This is a genomic window from Streptomyces sp. CLCI03, from assembly GCF_053615355.1.
This window is the reverse complement of record NZ_CM132132.1, coordinates 888,687-909,291: the sequence shown is the minus strand read 5'-3', so window position 1 is coordinate 909,291 and position 20,605 is coordinate 888,687. Positions and strand designations below refer to the sequence as shown.

General features: G+C 70.7%; 20 protein-coding genes and 1 pseudogene. 14 read left to right on the top strand and 7 right to left on the bottom strand.

Annotated elements, in window-relative coordinates:
- The first annotated feature begins 381 nt into the window (after positions 1–381).
- The 4 genes and pseudogenes from ACWG52_RS04275 (at position 382) to ACWG52_RS04260 (ending at position 4,227) form a co-directional block, all read left to right on the top strand.
- On the top strand, positions 382–1,416 hold the full coding sequence (locus ACWG52_RS04275; RefSeq protein ID WP_390138289.1) for a hypothetical protein: 1,035 nt from the start codon (positions 382–384) through the stop codon (positions 1,414–1,416).
- Between the two features lie 136 nt (positions 1,417–1,552).
- Positions 1,553–2,461: pseudogene (locus ACWG52_RS04270) on the top strand (transposase); the annotation flags it as partial.
- Between the two features lie 276 nt (positions 2,462–2,737).
- Positions 2,738–3,616, top strand: coding sequence for a helix-turn-helix domain-containing protein (locus ACWG52_RS04265; RefSeq protein WP_389801274.1), 879 nt, complete (start codon positions 2,738–2,740; stop codon positions 3,614–3,616).
- 167 nt (positions 3,617–3,783) lie between these two features.
- Positions 3,784–4,227 carry a hypothetical protein gene (locus tag ACWG52_RS04260; protein WP_266354443.1) on the top strand — a complete coding sequence of 148 codons (444 nt, stop codon included), beginning with the start codon at positions 3,784–3,786 and terminating at the stop codon, positions 4,225–4,227.
- A gap of 123 nt (positions 4,228–4,350) precedes the next feature.
- On the opposite strand, the gene ACWG52_RS04255 is transcribed toward ACWG52_RS04260, so the two are convergent.
- Both ACWG52_RS04255 and ACWG52_RS04250 read right to left on the bottom strand, forming a co-directional pair.
- The gene (locus ACWG52_RS04255) at positions 4,351–6,591 is read right to left on the bottom strand and encodes a catalase (protein WP_389801279.1); all 2,241 of its coding nucleotides are present in this window, start codon (positions 6,589–6,591) and stop codon (positions 4,351–4,353) included.
- 106 nt (positions 6,592–6,697) lie between these two features.
- On the bottom strand, positions 6,698–7,321 hold the full coding sequence (locus ACWG52_RS04250) for a flavodoxin family protein (protein WP_390169168.1): 624 nt from the start codon (positions 7,319–7,321) through the stop codon (positions 6,698–6,700).
- A 255-nt stretch (positions 7,322–7,576) separates the two neighbouring features.
- Between ACWG52_RS04250 and ACWG52_RS04245 the strand changes: the two genes are divergently transcribed.
- From ACWG52_RS04245 to ACWG52_RS04235, 3 genes are all read left to right on the top strand, one after another.
- Entirely contained in the window at positions 7,577–7,807 is a 231-nt protein-coding gene (locus ACWG52_RS04245; protein ID WP_389801281.1) for a DUF6479 family protein, read from the top strand.
- A gap of 213 nt (positions 7,808–8,020) precedes the next feature.
- Positions 8,021–8,281: a CDGSH iron-sulfur domain-containing protein gene (locus ACWG52_RS04240; RefSeq protein WP_389801284.1), complete on the top strand. Its 261-nt coding sequence runs from the start codon at positions 8,021–8,023 to the stop codon at positions 8,279–8,281.
- Positions 8,282–8,380: 99 nt separating this feature from the next.
- Entirely contained in the window at positions 8,381–8,734 is a 354-nt protein-coding gene (locus tag ACWG52_RS04235) for a hypothetical protein (RefSeq protein WP_389801285.1), read from the top strand.
- A 27-nt stretch (positions 8,735–8,761) separates the two neighbouring features.
- Here ACWG52_RS04235 and ACWG52_RS04230 read toward each other — a convergent pair whose 3' ends face one another.
- From ACWG52_RS04230 to ACWG52_RS04220, 3 genes are all read right to left on the bottom strand, one after another.
- Entirely contained in the window at positions 8,762–9,370 is a 609-nt protein-coding gene (locus ACWG52_RS04230; RefSeq protein WP_389801288.1) for a hypothetical protein, read from the bottom strand.
- 70 nt (positions 9,371–9,440) lie between these two features.
- On the bottom strand, positions 9,441–11,201 hold the full coding sequence (locus tag ACWG52_RS04225; RefSeq protein WP_453127842.1) for a SpoIIE family protein phosphatase: 1,761 nt from the start codon (positions 11,199–11,201) through the stop codon (positions 9,441–9,443).
- A gap of 707 nt (positions 11,202–11,908) precedes the next feature.
- Positions 11,909–13,408, bottom strand: coding sequence for a YVTN family beta-propeller repeat protein (locus ACWG52_RS04220; RefSeq protein WP_453127841.1), 1,500 nt, complete (start codon positions 13,406–13,408; stop codon positions 11,909–11,911).
- A gap of 462 nt (positions 13,409–13,870) precedes the next feature.
- Between ACWG52_RS04220 and ACWG52_RS04215 the strand changes: the two genes are divergently transcribed.
- The gene (locus tag ACWG52_RS04215) at positions 13,871–14,071 is read left to right on the top strand and encodes a hypothetical protein (protein ID WP_389801295.1); all 201 of its coding nucleotides are present in this window, start codon (positions 13,871–13,873) and stop codon (positions 14,069–14,071) included.
- Between the two features lie 34 nt (positions 14,072–14,105).
- On the opposite strand, the gene ACWG52_RS04210 is transcribed toward ACWG52_RS04215, so the two are convergent.
- Positions 14,106–14,603, bottom strand: coding sequence for a DUF5994 family protein (locus ACWG52_RS04210; RefSeq protein WP_033215898.1), 498 nt, complete (start codon positions 14,601–14,603; stop codon positions 14,106–14,108).
- A 318-nt stretch (positions 14,604–14,921) separates the two neighbouring features.
- On the opposite strand from ACWG52_RS04210, the gene ACWG52_RS04205 reads away from it, so the two are divergent.
- The 5 genes from ACWG52_RS04205 to ACWG52_RS04185 all read left to right on the top strand — a co-directional run bounded on the left by ACWG52_RS04205 (position 14,922) and on the right by ACWG52_RS04185 (position 17,674).
- Positions 14,922–15,494 carry a DUF5994 family protein gene (locus ACWG52_RS04205; protein WP_390138297.1) on the top strand — a complete coding sequence of 191 codons (573 nt, stop codon included), beginning with the start codon at positions 14,922–14,924 and terminating at the stop codon, positions 15,492–15,494.
- 5 nt (positions 15,495–15,499) lie between these two features.
- A complete protein-coding gene (locus ACWG52_RS04200) occupies positions 15,500–15,688 on the top strand; it encodes a hypothetical protein (protein WP_158711887.1) in 189 nt (62 codons plus the stop codon).
- Between the two features lie 96 nt (positions 15,689–15,784).
- Positions 15,785–16,051, top strand: coding sequence for a hypothetical protein (locus ACWG52_RS04195; protein WP_266354436.1), 267 nt, complete (start codon positions 15,785–15,787; stop codon positions 16,049–16,051).
- 55 nt (positions 16,052–16,106) lie between these two features.
- On the top strand, positions 16,107–16,391 hold the full coding sequence (locus ACWG52_RS04190; protein ID WP_389801298.1) for a hypothetical protein: 285 nt from the start codon (positions 16,107–16,109) through the stop codon (positions 16,389–16,391).
- Between the two features lie 74 nt (positions 16,392–16,465).
- On the top strand, positions 16,466–17,674 hold the full coding sequence (locus ACWG52_RS04185) for an IS701 family transposase (protein WP_389818454.1): 1,209 nt from the start codon (positions 16,466–16,468) through the stop codon (positions 17,672–17,674).
- 282 nt (positions 17,675–17,956) lie between these two features.
- Here ACWG52_RS04185 and ACWG52_RS04180 read toward each other — a convergent pair whose 3' ends face one another.
- The gene (locus ACWG52_RS04180) at positions 17,957–19,225 is read right to left on the bottom strand and encodes an ATP-binding protein (protein WP_389801300.1); all 1,269 of its coding nucleotides are present in this window, start codon (positions 19,223–19,225) and stop codon (positions 17,957–17,959) included.
- A gap of 383 nt (positions 19,226–19,608) precedes the next feature.
- On the opposite strand from ACWG52_RS04180, the gene ACWG52_RS04175 reads away from it, so the two are divergent.
- A complete protein-coding gene (locus ACWG52_RS04175) occupies positions 19,609–20,271 on the top strand; it encodes a hypothetical protein (RefSeq protein WP_389801302.1) in 663 nt (220 codons plus the stop codon).
- Positions 20,272–20,605 lie beyond the last annotated feature (334 nt).

The following is a 20,605-nucleotide window of genomic DNA, read 5'->3' as shown; positions in this document are numbered from 1 at the left end:
CACGGCTGCCGGAGGCCGCTTGGCACCGGGCGGTCGCCCGGACATCGGCGACCCACGCGACCGTGGCCGGCCGGTGCAGACGGCCGGCACCTACTTCCGTGCAGGTCAGCGTCGGCCGCTCCACCGCCGGCCTCGGCACCGTCGTGCCGATCAATCCCGCTGCTCCTGGTGCGCACGGCCGTCGTATCAGCCGGTGTCGGGCGACGACCGGTACCCGGGCCGCGGCTCTCTGCGCCTGACCCGCCTGCGGAGAAGGCTCGCACCCCCTTTGAACTGGGCCATTACCTCAGGAGTAATCGACCCCTGCCTCGGCGGACGGGCATGTTGGTCCCACACGGGCGGTAACGGGCCGCATCGGGCGGGAACGAGACGAGGTACAAAATGTTCGCGGGTCGGCGTGGTGTGGTGGGAGTCGCGGTGGCGGCGGTCGTCGTAGGGGTGGCGACCTCAGCGGCGGCGCTGCCGGGTGGTGGGGAGGCCGCCGCCCACGGCGACTGCCCGGAGGCGCGCGCCAAGGTCGAGCGACTGGAGGGCCGGATCGCCCCGAACGCCTGCGCGTTCATGCGGCGCCAGATCGCCTTCGGTGAGCTGCCGACCGGCGCCCCGCCGGCCCTCGGGGACCTGAGCCACCCCCGGGTGAAGGCCTATCTGGACATCTTCGACGAGGAGGCCACCCTTTGGGAGGCCGGCAGCGCCCCCCAGCGCGGCCACACCGTGATCGGCACCTCCATCACCGGCTCCCTGCGGCTGGTCCCCGACCTGCGCTACCGGGGCACGGACGTGGTGGCCGACGGCGGCGTCATGATGTTCGGCCAGTGGAACGAGGTCACGCTGAAGGGCCACAAGGTGGCCTACCCGCAGATCGCGCGCAATGTCCTGGGGGACGACGGCAAGACCCTCCAGGCCCGCCGCTACTACGACCGCTACGCCCTGTTCCGGGACACGGTCCCGGAGCTGGCGCCCGAGGGTCTGTTCGACGGGATCGCGGACCCCGGCCCGGCTCCCTCCCGGGGCCCGGCGCCTGAGCGCTTGCGGGCTGCGGAGATCCCGGGCCGGCTGGCGGCATGGAACGGGGAGGACGTCGACGCCCTGCTCGCCCGGATGGGCAACGCACGGCTGTCGGGGCCGGGGTTGGACGCTCCACTGGCGACGAAGTCCGGCAAGCGGGCCTACCTCCAGCGGTTCTTCGGCACGGCGGACGTCCGCTTCAAGGCCGGCCAGGCCGCCTTCGGCAGGACCACGACCTACGTGGAATGGCACGGCACGGTCTCCGGACCGAAGGGCAACGACATCCCGTTCGGGATCGTGGAGCGCTTCGGCCCGGGCGGTGAGTGGGAGTTGTACTTCGACACCCTCCCGCTGGTCGCCGACCGGGCGGAGATCGGCGCGCTCTTCGAGAAGCTGGCCCAGTCTTAGCTTGCTCTGGGTCTTCCGACCTCGAACAGCGTCTCGAACTGGGTCGCTCGCCTAGGGGTTCGCCGGACGTGGGGGAGGCCTTCGGCTGATCATGTGCTCCGACCGAGGTGCACCGGATCGTGGTGAGGGTCGTGAGGTGAGTCTGCTGCCCGATGACGTCCGGAGGGAGGCGTTCGCGGAAGTGTCACGCTTCCGGGGAGTTCTACGAGTGTCTGACCTCCCGGCGCGACGAGTTGTTCGAGCCCGTGGACGCGGTGCTGTGTGCGGACGGCGCCGTGAAGTCCCCGGTGGACTCGACGCTGCTGCCCGAGCCCCGTCGTGGGCACGGAGCGATGTACGGCGGCCTGAACCACGGCCGGCTCGACACCGCTCGGCTGCGGACCATGCCGGCAGGCCTGCCGCTGCCACGTTTCGACGGCGGGCGCCTGGTCCCGGCGGACGACGCGACCGCGGTCACCACCGCCCAATTGCGGAGTGTCGTCGAACGGCTCATCGCAGCGGGCCAGTGGCGGGCCGGGGACCCGCACATCGTGATCGTCAGCGACGCCGGCTACGACGTCACCCGCCTGGCCTGGTTCCTGCGAGACCTGCCGGTCGAGATGGTCGGCCGGATCTGCTCCGACCGCGTGATGCGTCTGCCGAAACCACCGAGGATGCACGGCGTCAACGGCCGGCCGCCCAAGCACGGACCGGAATTCCGCCTCACCGAGCCGGAGACCTGGCCCGAGATCGCGATCACCGCGGCCACCGACACCACCAACTACGGCAAGGCCGAAACGCAGGCATGGGACAGGGTCCCCCCCGGCTCACGCACCGCTCCTCCTGGCTCGACCGCGACGGTGAACTACCGTTGGTCAAGGGTGTGTTGATCCGACTGTAGGTCGAGCACGTATCGAAGGAACGTGACGCTCCGCCAGTGTGGTCATGGTCCCCGAAGACCGACGCCACCCCCGACGACGTGGACCGTTTCTGGCAGGCATTCCTCCGCCGCTTCGATCTGGAGCACACCTTCCGCTTCGCGGAACAAACCCTCGGCTGGACCACCCGAAACTCCGCACCCTCAAGGCCTTCGGGAAGCCCGGTAGATACTTGTAGATGAAGGACAGGCTTAGCTGATAAGCGGTCGTTTCCGGCGGACAGGTGGAGGGCCGTGGCATTCGGGTGAATTCTGCTCGGGCTGTGCACGCGGCTGTGCTCGCGCCGCGCGACACTCGACAGCGAAACCCGTCGATCATCATTGCGCGGCACATGCGTTCACCCGGGCCCGGCCGCGGCAATTCCTGTGGCTGGTAGACAGTCCCGAGCCGGAGGTGGACCGCCCGTGGCGGTGAGCGGAAACCCGACCGTCAGACGACGCCGATTGGGCGCGGAGCTGCGCCGGCTCCGTCTGGCGCGGGGCCTGACCAGTACGCAGGTGGCCGAGCACCTGTTGATCTCCCAGCCCAAGGTCAGTCACATGGAGACCGGCCGCCGCGGGGTCAGCTCGCGCGATGTGCGGGATCTGTGCGGCCTCTACGGGGTCACGGACCAGCAAGTCGTCCACTCGTTGATGGAGATGGCCAGGGAGTCGAACCGGCAGGGCTGGTGGGTCGCCTGCGGGGAGGTCCCGTACGCCGTCTACATCGGCCTGGAGACGGCAGCCGTGTCCGTCCGTTCCTATGAACCCCTGGTGATCCCCGGCTTGCTGCAAACGCCCGCCTACGCGGTAGCGGTCACTGCGGAAACGATCCCTCTGGCCACGGAGGAACAGATCGCCGTGCGCCGCGAGGTACGGCTGCGCCGTCAGTCCCGTGCCCACCACCCGGCCCGGCCGTTCCGCTTAGGGGTGGTGCTGGACGAATCGGTCCTGCGCCGCGGGGTCGGCAGCCCCGAGATCATGCGCGAACAACTCGAGTACCTGTACCGCCTCGGCGAGCAGCCACACATCACCGTGCAGGTCCTCCCGCACAGTGCGGGACCCCATCCGGGAATCTCTGGGCAGTTCTCCATCCTCGACTTCCCGGACACCGCCACGGGGACGGTGTATCTGGAGCGCTTCACCAGCGACCTCTACCTGGAGAAGCGATCCGACGTACGGCACTACGGCGCCATGTTCGACCGCCTCCAGGCCCTGGCCCTCGACCCGGAGCGCACCCGCCGCTTCATCATCCGTGCCGCCCAGGAGTTGCCGGCCGCGGCAGCGCTGCCCTCCCGGTCGTGATCGCCGCCCCCGCCGGGCGAGGGCGAAACGGCAACGCACGACACCGCGCCGGGAGAACGCGGGACCGGAGCGGTCCCCCGTCATGTGGTGCCCGGGCTGTGTGGGTGTCTTGCTCCGTACGGCGCAATCAACGGCTCGGTAGGGCGCCTTGAGGGCAGGAGATCACCATGGACAGCAATCGCGAGATGGACCCGGAGCACCAGGTGCCCGAGGGCGTCGACGAGAAGACACTACGCGCCCTGGGCGCCCTCTCGAAGGCTCTGGAGACCACGGAGCGGGCCCGCGGACACCTCTACGGATTCCACCAGTTGACCGGGACCGCGGACTTCGAGCTCGGGGACGCCGTCCGGCTCCTGCGCGAGGCGGGCCACGAGGAGCAGGCCGCACGCCTCGAGCGCGACATCGTGGGCCGCAACGTCATCCCGGGCCACTGGACGTTCCAGATCATCGAGGCCTACGACTCCACCTACCACCGGCCGTTCACCGTGATGGAAGGCGACATCGTCGACGAGCTGGCCGGCGGGCGTGAGCATCTCTTGGAGGCCCGCCTGAAGACGATCCGCCGCACCCACGGCCATCCGGACCACACCGCCACGCCGCCCGCCTCCTGAACGAGGGCCGAGCCCGGCCGGGCGGGATGCCTCGTACGGGCGACCTTCCCGGCGCCGAACGTCGACGCTTTCCCAGCCCGTCGGGGGACCCCGGCCGCGGCGCGGGGCCGGGGTCGGCACGGATCAGAGGGGGGCGGGGAACCGGTCCCAGGCCCGGTGCCCGCCCAACGCCGTCGCGAGGGCGTCCACGGCCGCGCCACCGCTGTCGGCGACGGCGATGCCCGGTTCGTCCGCCGTGATGCCGCACGTTTCGAGGAGGTGCTCGGCGCCGTTCCAGCCGCCGATGGCCTTGCCGTGCCGGTACGCCTCGGTGAGGAGCAGCAGTACGCGCGGGTCGGGGGCGTCGGGGGGCTGAGCGGTGCCGGCCTTGGCGTCGCGGGCGCCGTACGCGTCCGCGCCGGCCTCGGGCACTCCGGCCAGCAGGACGGCATCGAATTCGACGGAGCGGGCCGTGGCGAAGGTCCGCTGAACGGTGACCGGGTCGCCGTCACCATCACCCTCTAGGGTGCCGCCGGTCGGGGCGACGACGAGGGGCACCATGTCGGCGTCCAGAACGGCCTGGCGCGCCGCCCGTACGCCGTCCAGGTCGGCCGTGGCGTCGGCGACGATGCCGATCACGCGGCCCTCGGTCGGCCACGTCCCGCCCATCTGGGAGAGGGCGGGGCTGGGGTCGGCCGCGACGAGTGGCACGGTGGCGGCCGGGACCGGCAGCCCGAGGCCCGCGGCGACCTGCTCGCACAGCTGCGGATCGATGTTCGCCAGCACCTTCAAGGTGCGCTCCTTGACGGCCTGCTCGTAGCACTTGCTCAGTTCGAAGGTGTAGGCGGCGATGATGTGTTCGCGCTCGGGCGGAGTCATGCTCAGCCAGAAGAGGCGCGGCTGGGTGAAGTGGTCCGAGAAGGAGGCGGGCGCCTCACGGACCTTGCTCGCCTCAGGGACGGTGACGGGTACCTCGATGAAGGCCGCCGTATCGGCTCCGGCGAGGAAGGGGCAGCCGCCGTCGAGGCTGTTGGGCCGGTAGGGGGCGACGCCGGTGTGGACGGCGGTCTGGTGCATGCCGTCGCGGAGCATGTCGTTGACGGGGGCGTGCGGCCTGTTGATGGGGATCTGGCCGAAGTTGGGGCCGCCGAGGCGGCTGATCTGTGTGTCGAGGTAGGAGAAGAGTCGTCCCGCGAGCAGCGGGTCGTCGGTGACGTCGATGCCCGGGACCAGGTGGCCGGGGTGGAAGGCGACCTGCTCGGTCTCGGCGAAGTAGTTCTTGGTGTTGGCGTTCAGGGTCATCAGCCCGATCGGCTGAACGGGCGAGCGCTCCTCCGGAACGATCTTGGTGGGGTCGAGGAGGTCGATGCCCTCGAAGGTCTGGTCCTCGGTGTCGGGGAAGACCTGTACCCCCAGTTCCCACTGGGGGTAGGCGCCGGATTCGATGGCGTCGAAGAGGTCCCGGCGGTGGAAGTCGGGATCCATCCCGCTGATCATCTGCGCTTCCTCCCAGACGAGGGAGTGCACGCCGAGCTTCGGCTTCCAGTGGAACTTCACCAGCACGCTCTCGTCGGCCGCGTTGACCAGACGGAAGGTGTGGACGCCGAAGCCCTCCATCATCCGCAGCGACCTCGGGATCCCGCGGTCGGACATGTTCCAGAGGGTGTGGTGGGTCGCCTCGGTGTGCAGGGACACGAAGTCCCAGAAGGTGTCGTGCGCGCTCTGTGCCTGCGGGATCTCGCGGTCCGGATGCGGCTTGGCGGCGTGGATGACGTCGGGGAACTTGATCGCGTCCTGGATGAAGAACACCGGAATGTTGTTGCCGACCAGGTCGAAGGTGCCCTCGTCGGTGTAGAACTTCGTCGCGAAGCCACGTGTGTCGCGCACGGTGTCGGCCGAACCGCGCGAGCCGAGGACCGTGGAGAAGCGCACGAACACCGGCGTCTCCACGTCCTTGGCGAGGAACGCGGCCTTCGACACCTCGCCGGCCGTCCCGTAGCCCTGGAAGACGCCATGAGCGGCCGCGCCACGCGCGTGGACGACCCGCTCCGGGATCCGCTCGTGGTCGAAATGCGTGATCTTCTCGCGCAGATGGTGGTCCTGCAGCAGCACCGGGCCGCGGGGTCCGGCCTTCAAGGAGTGATCGGTGTCGGGCAGCCGCGTCCCCTGGGCCGTCGTCAGGTACGCGCCGCTCTGCGCCACGCGCGCCTGGTCCACCCCCGTCGGCTGTCCGGTCGGACCCACCGTCTCGGGGCCGTCCTGGTCGGGCTTCGGCGGAAGGGGTTCCGTGGGCTCCGTCGGCTCGATCAGCGGCGGAGACTCGGGGCCGGGCCTGCCCGGCAGCTCGCTCCTGGCGCTGCCGGTCGATGAGTGCTGCTTGCTCATGATCCTTCTCCTTGGAGCCGTCGACGCGGTGGACGGGCGAGCGCCGTGACATCTCCGCTCCGGGCTGCGCGGTGGGAAGGGATCGCCGGGGCGGAGCAGCCGCAGGTCAGCTCGCCGGGTACGGCGCGGCCTTGAGACGGCGGGCGAGATGGGCGGTGTTGGCGGCGAGGGTCCTGGTCGTGGCCGCCGTCTTCTGGGGGGTCTTGTCGAGGTCCTGGTAGTCGGTCTTCTGCATGGCTTCGCCGACCCAGTAGGTGACGGCGTTCGGAGCGAGGGAGAAGCCGACGTCGTTCAGGCCCTGGAATAGATCGGCGCCGACCTTGTGGGCGCCGTCCTCGTTGCCGACGACGCAGACCGCGGCGGCCTTGCCGTAGGTGAGCGGGCGGCCTTCGTCGTCGGTCTCGGAGATCTCCGCGTTCAGCCGCTCCAGGACCCGCTGGGTGATGCTGGACGGGTGGCCGAGCCAGATGGGCGTGGAGAGGACCAGGATGTCGCAGCCCAGGATGGTGTCCCGGATCTCCGGCCACGCGTCCCCGTCGCCCATGTCGGTCTGCACGCCGGGCTTCACATCGTGGTCGGCGATCCGGACGGTCTTCCCGGTGACCCCGTGCTCGGCGAGGGCGGCCATCGTCTGCTCGGCCAGCAGCTGGGAGCTCGACGGTGCGGGGGAGGGGGACAGGGTGCAGACGAGCGCGACAGCGCGAAGCGGCGTGTGATTGTTGGGGTCCATGGTGTCCGGCTACCCGTACATCCGTCTTTGATGTCGTAAGCAAGGTGATTCGTCCCCGTGGGCCCCGCCCCGCGGGTGGAAGTCGCGGAAGCGCGACGACAGCGGGCCGGCGCATGTGCGGCGCATGGAATGCATGGTGTGCGAGGAGCGGTGACGACCGCAGCCTGTTCCCTGCCGGGATTCCGTGGAGGGACTTCGGTAGAGAATCCGGGCGGGTGATTCCGTAAGTCTGTGGATCGTGGGTAGGTGCGAGCCATGATTCCTACCGAAATTCTCGCGGCCGAAGGCCAAGGAGCACTTTTCCTCATGTTCGCCGGCGTGGTGGTCGTCGTCCTTCTGGTGGGCGCTTTCTGGTACGGCAGCCGACGCAGCGCGCGGCGTCGGGCCCCTGCTCGGCCGGTCGAGCAGAATCCCGTGGCGCGGGGGCGCGAGGATTCGTGGCAGACGCCGGACGGAAATGCCGACGACCAGGCGCCCCGTCTGTGAGCAGGCCCGGTGCGCTCCGGGACGCGGAGCCCCGTGCGGCCGCCCGTGAAAGTACCGGGAAAGGCCGACATTCGTCTGACTCTCTGGAGATCGCAGAGAGCACTCGGCGATGTGCGGGGCCCGTACCGCGTTCGCGACGGGGCCGGCTGGAGCAGAGCAGCCGGGGCCGGGGCCGGCGGCAGAACCGACGAGTGGAAAGAGTGGTGATCATCCGTGCCCGGTCCCTCTGACAGCTCCAGCTCCCCGGCACCCGTCCGCACGCCGGCTCGCCGGGTGACGGTCGACCCGCAGGGCCCGGTCCTGATCGAGGGCCCGGTCGAGATCGTCCTGGACGACGGCACGGTCGCCCGGTCCGACCGCTTCGTGGTCGCGGTATGCACGTGCCGCCGCAGCCGTACCTACCCCTGGTGCGACACCAGCCACCGCTGTCGCGAGAGGGGCGGCCCGCCTCCCGAGGACAGGAACCGACGATGACCGTTCCGGCGCCTGCCTGGTCGAAGGACGGGGCGAGCTGTCCCGTGCCGTGACGTAGGCCCTGCGGCCCGGTGGCCCGCCGGTGTAGCTGCGGGGTCCGTGTCGAAGGCGGATCCGTGGGGCGAGGACCTCCAGCTCGCCCTCTACCTGCTGTACGAGGTGCACGATCGCGGCTTCGACGGCGTGGACGACGTGCGCGCATGGGGCCCGGCGCTGCTACGGCTGCGCCGGTCGATGGAGACCCGCGTGCTTCAAGCCCTGCGGGCCGAGCTGCCCGACGCGACGCGCCCCGGACGGTCGAGGAAGCCTTCGTCCCGCTCCTCGTCGCACGCCTGGGTCATCCCGCGGTTCACCGGACCGGGCCATGCGCAGCTCTTCGCGGACCTCTGGAGCCCGCCTGTGGTCCTTGCCTGGACCACGCGCCGGCGCCGCTGCTCGCGACCGTCAACCTGAAGTCCCTGTTCGGGACAACGGTTGCCGTCAGCGGTGCGCCGCCCGGTGGCCGAACCAGTGGCCTCGACCGCGGGGGGCGTCGGTCACCGGCGCACCGGTCTCGGCGCGGGGCACGTCTGTCGTCGGAGCACCGGCCCCGGCCCCGGCACGGGCGTCGTCCCGCTGCTTGATCAGATCGTCGCGCTCGCGGTCGACGGCGGCGGCCTCACGGCGTGAGGTGTCGAGTTCCCGTCGGGCCTGCGCCGAACGACGGACCGAACGACGGGCGCCCATCATGACCAGAGTCAGACCCAGGAGGGCGACGGCTCCGACGATGATTCCGCTCAGAAAGAGGGACCCGGTCGAACCGGTGACGTGGTAGCCGAAAATCGAGAAATCGCCGCCGACGCCGAGATCGTGCCCCGGGCCGGTATTGCCGAATACTCCGGCCAGACCGACGATGATGGCGGCGATCAGAAGGATGAGCCCGAGGATGAGAATCATGGAATTGCTCCTTGAATGCGCGCCCGAGCGAGCCGCCGGACACGGCCGGCGTCTACCCCGGTTGTGAACCGTCACACCGAAGCGGAGGAAATCGGTCGTCTCGGCGGCGCCATTCTCGGCGTCATCCGCTGCGCGACGGGAATGCCGATCCATCCTCCGGGCCATCCTCGTTCCACTGCTCATCGGACCGTTGGCCGGATCCAGGGAGCGGCCGGTCACGCCGTCAGGGAACGCGCAGCGCCAGTACGACGACGTCGTCTCCGCGAGCTGGGTCCGCCGAACCGTCGCTGATCCGGTGGAGCAGTTCGGGCAGCGGAAGGTCACCATGGCGGGCGAGCAGGTCGACGAGTTGCGCGAGGGAGGCATCGATGTCGTGGTCGCGGCGTTCGATGAGCCCGTCGGTGTAGAACAGCAGCGTCGAGCCCGCGGGAAGGCGCCGCCGGGCCTCGGTGCGGTGGAGCGGCCCGAGGTCCTTGTGGAAAAGGATGTCGTGCTCCCCCAAGAGGTCCACCCGGCCGTCGCGAGTACGGATCAGGGGCGGTGGGTGGCCGGCGTTGGACCAGGTCAGCGTCCAATCGGGGCTGTCGTCGGCGGGGTCGAGGCGTGCGTGGACCAGCGTGCCGCCGGCCTCGATGGGCAGGACCGAGCACGCCGCGTCGAGGGCGGTCAGCGCGGCGGCCGGGCTGTACGGCGGGTGGTCGAGGGTTGCCTGCCGCAGCATGCTGCGGATCTGGCCCATGATCGTAGCGGCGTGCATGTCGTGGCCGGTGATGTCGCCCACCGTCACCATGAGGGCTCCGGGCGCGCCGCCGGACGAGGCGGGCGGCAGGTGGTAGGCGTCGTACCAGTCCCCACCGATCATGTCGCCGACCGCGGCCGGCTCGTACAGGGCGCTGATCTCGATGCCCTCGGCGACGGGGAGGTCGGTGAGCATGGCTTCCTGGAGTTGCCGGGCCACGGAGATGCGTTCGTCGAGGTGCAGCGCACGCTCCACCGCCTGCGCGATGTAGCCGGACGCGGCGGTGAGCGTGGCCCGCTCCGTGACGCCCACCTCGTGCCGCTTGGCCCAGCAGACGGCGAGTACGCCCAGCAGGGCGCGGCTGCCCCAGAGGGGCAGGCACAGGACGGTGGTGAAGCCCATGCGGTCGGAGAATCCGACCGCCTCTGGGCTGTACTCGGCGACGAGGGCCGCACGGTCCGGTACGAAGACCGCCCGCCGTTCCCGCATGGCGCGGGTGCTCGGGAACGCCGCGCTCACGGGCAGCGTGAGAACCTCCCGCTCCACCGAGTGCTCGATGTCCGGGTCGGCGATCCGGTGCAGTTCGTCCTTGTCGGCGACCAGCAGGCCGACGTACGAGGGCTTCCCGGCGCCGACGAAAAGGTCGCGCAGTCGGCGTCGTACGTCCTCCAGGCCGGACGTCTGGGCCAGTTCCTCCGATGCCCTCAGCAGCAGCTCGGCATGGTCCATGCCGAGCTGGGCCTCCTTCTCCAGGCGCTCCGCGCGGCTCCGGGCACGCTCGGCGCCGGCCCGTGCGGTCTCCAGCACCTTCTGTGCGGACCGGCTACGAGCCGACAGGATGCGCAGGCACAGCTCGGCGGAGCACGCGGCGGCGAGATCCTCCAGGTCGGCCGGCTCGCCCTCACCCCAGGTACGGGGCTCGTGGTCGATGGCGCACAAGGTGCCCAGGACCAGCCCGTCGGCATCGGTCAGCGGCATCCCCGCATACGCCACGATCCCGAGATCCCCGATGGCCGGGTCGGTGCGGAGCCGTTCGTCGGCGCGTGCATCGGGCACGATCAGGGGCTGCCCGGAGGCCACCACGTACCGGCAGAGCGAGTGAGACAGCGGCAGCGTACGGCTTCCCGCCCAGGGCTCCGGCAGACCGAACAGTCCGGGCAGGATCTGCCGCCCCTCCTCGACCAGCGAGACGAAGGCCACCGGCACACGGAGCAGTCGTGAAACCAGGCGGGCGAACCGATCCATCCCGGTATCGGAGGATGCCGAAAGCCCGGCCAGCCGCAGGGCCCGCCACTGTGCGCTGCCGTTGCCCGGATCCGCTCCGAATTCCTGGCCCTGTTTCGGCAATCTTTCCTCCGGCCGCGCTGTCCCGAAGCCCCCGAAGGCATCGTAGGCCGGCGGAGGGCTCCTTCGCCGGTCGACCGTGACAAGGGCGTGGGCGTCGTAGGGGCGGCACCCGGCGGCGACCGGCGACCGGCGACCGGCGACCGAGCGGCCGATCGGCACGGTGGGCGCGAGGCGCTGCGGGAGAGCGATACGAGGGGACGCCCGCCCGGTTCCCCTCCCCGATCGCTCGTACGACGTGTTGGTGTGCGGCTGTCGCACCCACGTCGGGTGGACGGGCGCGGTCAAGTCCTCGCGCCGGTCGACCATGTGCGCCCTTGGCCACTGACACCGCGGGCTGTCGCCGCCGCCCCGCCCTTCTCCCTGGGGCGGCACAGCGAGGGCTCTGGGGCGATCCGAGGCCGCAGGCCCGCGTTCAGCGCTGAGCCGATGGAAGCGTCGTTCAAGTCGCCGGGCACCGCGAGGATCTTCCTCCAGCTTCGGCCGTGGGGCGAGGAGACCCTGGTGTCTGCGACGAGCACCCGTTGCGAGGGATGGGCGGCGGCCCCGGCGTCGGTGGTCCGCGGGTGGGCGGCCGGCGCCGGGGCGTTCGTCATGACGGTGTGCGGTTACCGGGGGCCGGGGCGGTGGCCGTGGTCGGGCCGGTCGTGGCCCGGCTTGCCGTGACCGGGCTTGCCGTGACCGGGCTTGCCGTGGTCCGGGCGGTTGTGGTGCGGCGGCTTGGGCGGCTGCTTCCGGTCGATGGTGGTGGTCGCGGTGGCGATGCCCGTGCCGGTGGCGCCGCCGCCGGTGACGGTGGCGGTGTTGGTGACCTGCTTCGGCGCGTTGCGGGCGATCCGGACGCCGAGGGTGAGGGGCGGGTAGCCGGCGCCGGGGGCGAGGACGTCGCTGCGGGTGCAGGACAGCGGGGTGAGGGTGCAGGTCCATCCGGTGCCGGAGAAGCGGACCGGGGTCAGGCCGGCGGGGAGGGTGTCGGTGAGGGTGACGGTGCTGCCGTCGGTGGGCAGGGTGCCGGTGTTGGTGACGGTGAGGGTGTAGGTGCCCTGCCCGCCCTGGGTGAACGTCCCGCCGGCGGCGAGCTTGATCAGCGTCAGTGCGGGCGCCGGCCGGGGCACGACCCCGATCGCCACCCCGAACGGGAGGTCGCCCACGGGAACGGTCTCCGCGACGGTGTTGGAGGCGGTGTCGATCACGGACACCGTGTCGTCGTTGGCGTTGCTGACGTACGCGCTCGCGCCGTCCGGCGACACCGCCACCTCTCGAGGCGCTTCGCCGACGTGGATGGTGGCGACGACGGTGTTCGTCACCGTGTTGATCACGGAGACGGTGTTGGCGTTGGCGTTGACGACATAGGCGCGGGTGCCGTCCCGCGAGATCGCCACCCCTTGGGGCGCATCGCCGACGTGGATGGTGGCGACGACGGTGTTCGTCACCGTGTTGATCACGGACACCGTGTCGGCCTGGGAACTGGTGACGTACGCGCGAGTGCTGTCCCGCGACACGGCAACCCCGAACGGGTAGTCGCCGACGGGGATGGTGGCGACGACCGTGTTGGTGTGCGTCGTGATCACGGACACCGTGTCGGCTTCGGAATTGGTGACGTAGGCGCGGGCGCCGTTCGGCGACACCGCCACCCCGATGGGAGCATCGCCGACGGGGATGGTGGCGACGACCGTGTTGGTGGTCGTGTCGATCACGGACACGGTGTCGGCGCCGTAGTCGGTGACGTAGGTGCGGGTGCCGTTCGGCGACACCGCCACACCCAGGGGCTCCAGGCCGACGGGGACGGTGGCGACGACCGTGTCGGTCGTGGTGTCGATCACGGACACCGTGGCATCGGCCCGGTTGGTGACGTAGGCGCGGGTGCCGTTCGGCGACACCGCCACTCCCCACGGCGCATCGCCGACGGGAACCGTGACCGCCACCGTGTTCGTCGCTGTGTCGATCACCGACACGGTGTCACTGTGGAAGTTGGCGACGTAGGCGTAAGTGCCGGGCGGCACGGCCTGGGCGGCCTGCGGGGCCACCATGGGCAGGGCCAGGCCTGCCACCAGGACGAGACCTGCGACCAGCGCCCGCAGCGACCCACCCCACCACGAGCGACGCACGCGAAAACCAGGTGGCGCCGACGGTGGAAGGGCCTCCTGCGCGCCCACCCCCTGAGCGGTTTGACAGATGGTCACAGCAATCCTCCCGGCCGGGCTGGCAGAACGGGACGGATTATGGCAGTGCAGGACATTCGGTATGTCGGGGACACGCGACTGCCGTGACCATGGGATGGGCGGTCGCCTGGACGCTCGTGCGCGGAGCCTCTGGACGCTCAGCGGCACCTGCCGTGGTCGGCCTTCGTGAGGTGATCGTGGTTCATCAGGACCACGTGCCCGCTCGGTTCGCAGTCGAGGTGCACGCGTCGTGTCGAGTGGCTGCCGTCAGTCGTTCTTCCTGGTGAGGCCGACGGGGGCGTCCTCCGTGTGCCTCGCTTCGCAGTCGACATGATGCAGACCGTCGCGGCACGTGTCAGCGTGATCGGAGAGGAATCCGTACCCCACGCATCCAGAGGAGTCGCCGTCATGGACGGTAGGCAGGACAAGCGCCACGAGCCGAGCAAGGGGCGCGAGGCTCAGGAACACCATCGCCCCGGAGACCCCGCGCAGCCCCAGCCCGGCAGGTCGTCCCGCGAGAAGGGACAGAAGTCCGACCCGAAGGAGACCTCGCGCCGCCACGAGGACGATCTTCTGCGCGAAGAGGACCTGCACGACGAGGGCCTCTGACCCGGCGGACCCCCCTGCCACCGAGGATTCGGGGTCAGTCCGCCGCTTCGGCGGCGCCGTCCTCAGGTTCGGGTGTGGCGGTGATGAGGAGCTGAGTGGCCTGCGTGATGTTGTCGGCGCGGACGGCGCGGGCCATGGCTTCCCGGGCGGCGTCGGCGGTGGTGTCCGGCGGGACCACCAGTAGGGCGAAGTGGTCGTTGTGTCCGCGGGTGACGAGGACGGTGTCGTCGCCGACAGGGTCGGCGTCGAGGTGTACGACCTGGCCGTCGATCACCAGACGGGTCGGGACGTCCTGCCAGGCGGAGGTGTCCAGGCCGACCCGCGTGATGGGCCCCAGGTACGCGGTCAGTGCCGTGATCAGTGCGGGCAGCTCGGCCCTGACGTTCCTGGAGCGTGGCCACCACGCGCCGTCCAGGAGCCCTTGGCGGGACTGTGTGGTCTCCAGTCGGAGCAGGGCGGCGCCCGGCTTGACCGCTTGGTGGATCGCGTTCGGGAGGAGCTTCGAAGGGGCCGGGTTGTCGGATGCGGCCATGGTGATTCCGCCTGTCTCGCGGTGCGGAGTCACCCCGGTCGACGGCCGGCAGCGGCGTCGAAAGGGCTGTTGAGCTGGGCAACGTCTCCGTTGTTTCACGGTACTCCGCCCATCCGCACGGTGCGGCGAGGCGGACCGTGCGGACCGCTCGCGCCGCCTGCGCCGGAAAATACCTGGTCAGAAGCGGCTTTCTGGATCGCGAACCGGAGTACGGTGAAGGCACCGGGAGTATTTCGCACACCCGCTCCCACGCGGACGTCGTTTCCGGCGATCACTGCACCGGGCCGTTCGTGAACGGTCCGGGGACGGGTCCGCGACATGACCACGACCCTCGACCGCGCTGCGCAGCCGGCTGTTGTCCTGCGCCCGGCCCGCCTGTCCCTTACGCCGAAGACCGCTCTGGCAGGCCGGTTGGACGGTGCCTGGTGGCCCTACTCCCGTGACCTCGAAGCCGAGCTTCCCGTTCTCGCCGCCGCGCTGGACGAGACCTGGGGGCGCATCACGCGCGTCACTGTGAACCCCAGCCGCTGGCCGGTCGTCCCGCGCACGGTTGCCGTGGACGGGCGGACGCTGCATGTGGGCTGGTTCACCGAACAGGACCCCGACAAGCTGATCCTGCTCTCCTACACCGTCGGCCGCTGGGACCTCCTGGTGATCCCGCCCGAGACCGAGCCCGCGGCCGCGGCCCGGCTGATGGCCGCCGCCGCGATCCCGGGCAGTGTCCTGGCCGCAGGCGTCCTGATGGCCAACGAAACCGTCATAGGGCGCGGCATCCGCGACGCCCGCCGCCGGGAAGCCACCTGGGAGGACGAGGGCGGGGCCTGCATGTCCCCCTTCGGGGAGCCGATGGGCCGAACCGCCCTGCCGTTGCCCGAAAACGGGTGGAGGTGAGCTCCGTGGAGACCGTCGTCCTCATCGCGGTGATCATCCTGATGATCGGCATCGGGATGCGTTGGATCCACGTCCTGAACGCCCGGGACGACGCACGGATCGAGGCCTACCGCTTCAGTGACCCCCTGCCGAGGCCTCCCGGCCTGCCGGACGACACCGGTCGTCGAGCCCACCACACGGGTGCCGACCGGTGAGGAACGTATCTTCCTCCGACCGGGGGCAGCGGTCGGGGCGCCTCGGCGCCCCGCTCCGCCGGCCTCCTCACCCGCCCTGAAGGGAACCACGCCCACGTGAAGTACATCGAGACCCAAACACTGCCCTCGATCGGGCACGCCGAGGTCCGGATCATCGCGCACACTCCGGAAGCCGCCCGAGCGGTCGCGGAGGCGCTCCGCCGCTGTTTCGCGGGCACGGAGCAGCGCAGCTACCCCGCCCTGGACGGCAACACCCGTCTCCACCTCACCGTGGACACGGCCACACCCGCCGGCCCCGCCCGCTCGTGGCTGGCCGCCAGCACGACCACCGCCGGCACCGGCGCACACTCCGACGAGATCTGAGAAGCCCCTACCGGCCTCGGAGCCCACTCCATCCCACACGCGAAAGGACGCGGTCATGGCCACACTGCGCGAACGCAAGACCTACCGCGGTCAGGTGCTCCAGGTCCTCTACGAAGCCGTCGAAGGCAACCGCCTCCTCGGCATCACCGGAGCACAGCTGCGGCGCGACCTCCATGTACCGGAACAGGACCTGGCCGCCGCCTGTACCTACCTGGCGGGCGAAGGACTGATCACCGTCGACTGGGAGCCCGGCAACACGCCTGCGATGGTCACCCTCACCCACGAGGGCATCCGACGCATGGAGGCGGAGGAGGAAGGGACGGCCACGGGGCCGGCCTGATCCGAAAGACATGCCCTAATAGTGCTTTGTTAGCTGGTCTTGTCGCGGTGGGTGTCTGGTAGTTCGCTGGCTGTATGAGGGCTGGGGAGCTTGCGGCGGTGCGGGGTCGGTTGGAGGAGTTCGCGTCCGAGGTCTTCGCGCCGCTGGTGCGGCGGGACCAGCGTGAGAAGGGCGCCTTGTATCTGCGGGGCCTGTTGCTGGAGGGCCGACGGAAGTCGATGCAGCCGATGGCAGACCGGCTCGGTGTCGATCACCAGCGGTTGCAGCAGTTCATGACGTCCTCGACCTGGCCGGTCGAGGACGTCCGGGCCCGTCTGGCATGGCGGGCGGTGGCGGCGGTGCGGCCGCAGGTGTGGGTGGTGGACGACACCGGTTTCCCCAAGGACGGCAGGGCGTCCGCGGGGGTGGCCCGGCAGTACTCGGGCACCCTGGGGAAGGTCGGCAACTGCCAGATCGGCGTCAGCGTCCATGCCGCCTCCGACACCGCCTCGTGCCCGTTGTCCTGGCGGCTGTTCCTGCCCGCCGCCTGGGACGGCCCCGACGCCGAGGCCCGCAGGCGGGCCTGCCGGATCCCCGACACCGTCCACCACCGGGCCAAGTGGCAGCTCGCCCTGGACATGCTCGACGAACTCGACGCCACCGGTCTGCGGCCCGCCGTCCTGGTCGCGGACACCGGATACGGTGCCAACGCCGACTTCCGCCGCGGCCTGGAGGACCGTGGCCGGGCCTACGTGCTGCAGGTCAAAGCCGAGATGACCGCCCACGGCGAGGACGCCGAACCCCACCAGCCGGCCTACGGCGGCCTGGGCCCCCGGCCGCTGCCCCGCTACCGCACCCGCCCGGTCTCCCTACGCGAGCACGTGCTGGCCGCAGGCCGCGGCAGCGGCCGGACCCTGTCCTGGCGCAAGGGCTCGAAAGCGGCGATGAGCTCGCACTTCGTGTTCCTGCGGATCCGTCTCGCCGGCCGCCGTCCCCGACCGACAGAGGACGGCACGATCCCGCTGACCTGGCTGATCGCGCAGTGGCCTGAAGGCGAGGCCGAACCGGTGAAGTACTGGGTCTCGAACCTGCCCGCCGACATCCCCGCCAAGGACCTCGTCCGCCTGGCGAAAGCCCGCTGGCGCATCGAGCACGACTACCGCGAGCTGAAGACCGCTCTGGGCCTGGACCACTTCGAGGGCCGCTCGTTCACCGGCTGGCACCGGCACGTCACCCTCGTCACCGCCGCCCACCTGTTCCTGACCGAACAACGGAGGAACCCAAAAGCCCCTGCCAGGGCCTGACCCTCTACCAGGCCCTGGACCTCCTCCAACACCTCATCGCCACCTGGACCGGCACCTGCCCCACCTGCCAGCAAACCGTGCCATGGCAGCCCTACGACACCACCTAACAAAGCACTACTAAGGGCTGTCCCGTAATCCCCGGTGGGTCAGCGCGCGGCGTCAGATGCGGTGCATCGCAAGGCGGAGGGTCGTCCTCATACTGGGCGTATTTGGGCGATCCCGACAACGCGGCGAGGTGCCGTAGCTGGCGTCGCGCGCCCGCCGGGGATTACGGGACAGCCCTTAGATGCGGGCGAACTTCTCGGTCTGCCGGGCGAACTCCTGGGCCATGGCCGCGCTGACCGTGGGCCTGGTCTCGCCGATCGTGCGCAGGTAGTCCTCGGTGGTGGGGCGGGTCCGGGCTCCGGTGTCGAAGGTGCGCTCGAACTGGACCTGGGAGACGGTGCGCGCCACATGGGCGATGTCGGCAGGGGTGAACCCCTCGCTGGCGTCCGCCAGCGCGGCGCTGTCGGCCTCGGCTCCCGCTCGGGCCAGGTAGCTCTCCCACAGCTCGGTCCGCGCGCGCTCGTCGGGTGGGCCGATCGGTAGTACGTAGTCGAATCGGCCGTGCCTCAGGAACGCGGGGTCGAGCGTGGTCACGTCGTTCGTGGCGCAGACGAGCAGCCGACCGTCCTGGCCCCGGAACCGGACGATCGCCTTGAGCAGTTCGTTCACGACGCCGACCGCGGTCGCGTCCGCGCCGCTCCGGGTCCCGGCGATCTCCTCGACCTCGTCGATGAAGACCAGGACGTGGTCGAGCCGGGCGATCTCGTCGAAGCGCCGGTTCAGCCCGCTGGCCAGCCCGTACTCGGCGGCCAGCCGGGCGGGGAACAGTTCGAGGAACGGCCATCCCAGACGGCTGGCGATCGCGTGCGCGAACGTGCTCTTCCCCGTCCCGGGCGGCCCGAACAGCATCACCGCCCGTGGCAGCTCCACGCCGTGCTGGGCAGCCATCTCCGGATGGGCCAGTGGCAGGACCAGGCGCCGCTCGATGAGCTCCTTCTCCCGCTGCATGCCCGCGACCTTCCGCCACAGTCCTCCGAGGGGCAGCTCCGCTCCCAGGGACGCGAGCATGCTCACCGCCTGAGGGGTCACCCGCCCGCGCTTCTCGAAGTGGACCAGGCCCGTACGGGCGTCGAAGCCGCAGTTGTAAAGGGCGGCGGCACCGGTCTCGCCGTCGGGCAGGACCGCGTGCACCGTTCGGACTCCACCGGCGAAGAGCCGGTGCTCCAAGGCCGTGATCAGGTCGCTGCCCAGCCCCTGGTGCCGCCAGGCGGGCGCCATGCTGATGCGCAGGATCCACGCCCGCTCGCCCTCCACCCTGCTCACCGCGGCGCCGACCACCACGTCGTCGGCGGTGGCCACCACGGCCGGGTGGAGTGCCTGGAGGGCCGCCACCGCGTCCGACAGTGGAAAGAGCGGCGGCTCTTCGGCCGTGCCGCTCTCGGCGTCGACCCGCAGCACCGATTCGAGATCGTCCTGGGTGTAATCCCTGACACGCCACCCCGTCATGGTCAGCTCCGCGTGTTCGGCCGTACTCCCATCATCAGCCGATGCGAGCCGGGGCGCGCGCGGCAGCGACCACGCGCGCCCCGGCAGTGCCGTTGAGGGCGGAGCGCCGGAGCCGTGTGGCGTGCCCGGTCGCCCGGGAGTGTCCTGGAGGCCACGCCGCCCCTGCAGCCGGACGCCGGCCCGCCGCTGCTGCTGCGTTCCGGGAGTGTCCTGCTCATGGCGCACATCGGCTCCGCGGCACCCTGGAGCGCTCCGGTCCGGAAGGGGGTCCTGGTCTCGGACTCGGCCCCGACGGTCCCAACGGCCTCTCCCGCAAGTACCGTGACGACCGGAGATGGGCCAAGGGCGCCTGTACGAAGAGCCGTTGAGACGAGGAAGCTGCCATGAGTACGGGAAGATGGTTGTTGGTCTGCCTGCAGCGCTACGCCCTGACCGCCGCTCTCGGCTGGCTGGCCGCGGCCCTGGTGCTGCCCGTTCTGGGTGACGAGCCCTTCTGGGCGTCGTTCGGCGCGGGGCTGGGAGCGGGGCTGATCGTGGTGCCGCTCCTGACGATCGTGACCATGTTCGTACTCATCCTGCTGGCCGGACGGCGGTTCGAGCCGCCGACCGGCGGTCCCTCGCGCATCCGGGGCGGCTGGCTGATCGTGCTGCCCCTGCTTCTGCTGCTGCCCGCGGCTCTGCTCGCGCCACTGCAGTACCTGATCGTGCTCTGCGCGCAACTCGTCTACCTGGTGTGGGTGATGCCCTGCCAGGACGCCCACGACACGGCGGACGTGCTGCGCTCGCTCGCCGACCCGGCCGTCCCGGCGGAGCAGCGGGCCCGGACGGCGCGGGCGGTAGCGGGACTGCGGGGCCGGCCGGTCGTCGAAGCCCTGGTGCGGACCTCGGCCGACGTCGAGCCGGAGGTCGCCGAAGCGGGCCTGGAGACCCTCTGCACCATCTGGGAGCGCGACGGAGTCGTCGGCGAGGACCTGCTGCTGAAGCTCGACCCGCAGGCCCAGGACCGCGTCCGGGCCCTCGGCGTTCGGGTGCGGAGCCCTTGGTGACAGCGGTGGCGATCGGCCGCGCATGCGTCGGACCGCCGGCCCGGGCCGCAGACCCACCGGAATCCCGCTGGGGCGCTCGGTCGTGCGGCATCCGTGCCTGCTTGCGGCCGAGCGCGGTGGTGGCGATACCTGGGACCGGGCACGTGGTCACCGACTGCTCGGGTACCCCGACATACTTCTCCTCGGAGCTGGGCCGGAGTTGCACCTCTGCCCTCGGGCCCCCCGGTACGCCGACCTCTGACGAGTTGTTCAAGACCTTCCTCGACGTCGTCGGCGAACGCTACGGCTGCTCCGCCGGCACCCCGTGAACAGTGAGGACACACACGTGATACAC

Bases quoted from the DNA above. Each gene is read 5' to 3' on its own strand.
- ACWG52_RS04275 (WP_390138289.1), top strand. From the start codon at position 382: ATGTTCGCGGGTCGGCGTGGTGTGGTGGGAGTCGCGGTGGCGGCGGTC.
- ACWG52_RS04260 (WP_266354443.1), top strand. From the start codon at position 3,784: ATGGACAGCAATCGCGAGATGGACCCGGAGCACCAGGTGCCCGAGGGC.
- ACWG52_RS04255 (WP_389801279.1), bottom strand. From the start codon at position 6,591: ATGAGCAAGCAGCACTCATCGACCGGCAGCGCCAGGAGCGAGCTGCCG.
- ACWG52_RS04250 (WP_390169168.1), bottom strand. From the start codon at position 7,321: ATGGACCCCAACAATCACACGCCGCTTCGCGCTGTCGCGCTCGTCTGC.
- ACWG52_RS04245 (WP_389801281.1), top strand. From the start codon at position 7,577: ATGATTCCTACCGAAATTCTCGCGGCCGAAGGCCAAGGAGCACTTTTC.
- ACWG52_RS04230 (WP_389801288.1), bottom strand. From the start codon at position 9,370: ATGGATCGGCATTCCCGTCGCGCAGCGGATGACGCCGAGAATGGCGCC.
- ACWG52_RS04225 (WP_453127842.1), bottom strand. From the start codon at position 11,201: ATGGATCGGTTCGCCCGCCTGGTTTCACGACTGCTCCGTGTGCCGGTG.
- ACWG52_RS04215 (WP_389801295.1), top strand. From the start codon at position 13,871: ATGGACGGTAGGCAGGACAAGCGCCACGAGCCGAGCAAGGGGCGCGAG.
- ACWG52_RS04210 (WP_033215898.1), bottom strand. From the start codon at position 14,603: ATGGCCGCATCCGACAACCCGGCCCCTTCGAAGCTCCTCCCGAACGCG.
- ACWG52_RS04205 (WP_390138297.1), top strand. From the start codon at position 14,922: ATGACCACGACCCTCGACCGCGCTGCGCAGCCGGCTGTTGTCCTGCGC.
- ACWG52_RS04190 (WP_389801298.1), top strand. From the start codon at position 16,107: ATGGCCACACTGCGCGAACGCAAGACCTACCGCGGTCAGGTGCTCCAG.
- ACWG52_RS04185 (WP_389818454.1), top strand. From the start codon at position 16,466: ATGAGGGCTGGGGAGCTTGCGGCGGTGCGGGGTCGGTTGGAGGAGTTC.
- ACWG52_RS04180 (WP_389801300.1), bottom strand. From the start codon at position 19,225: ATGACGGGGTGGCGTGTCAGGGATTACACCCAGGACGATCTCGAATCG.
- ACWG52_RS04175 (WP_389801302.1), top strand. From the start codon at position 19,609: ATGAGTACGGGAAGATGGTTGTTGGTCTGCCTGCAGCGCTACGCCCTG.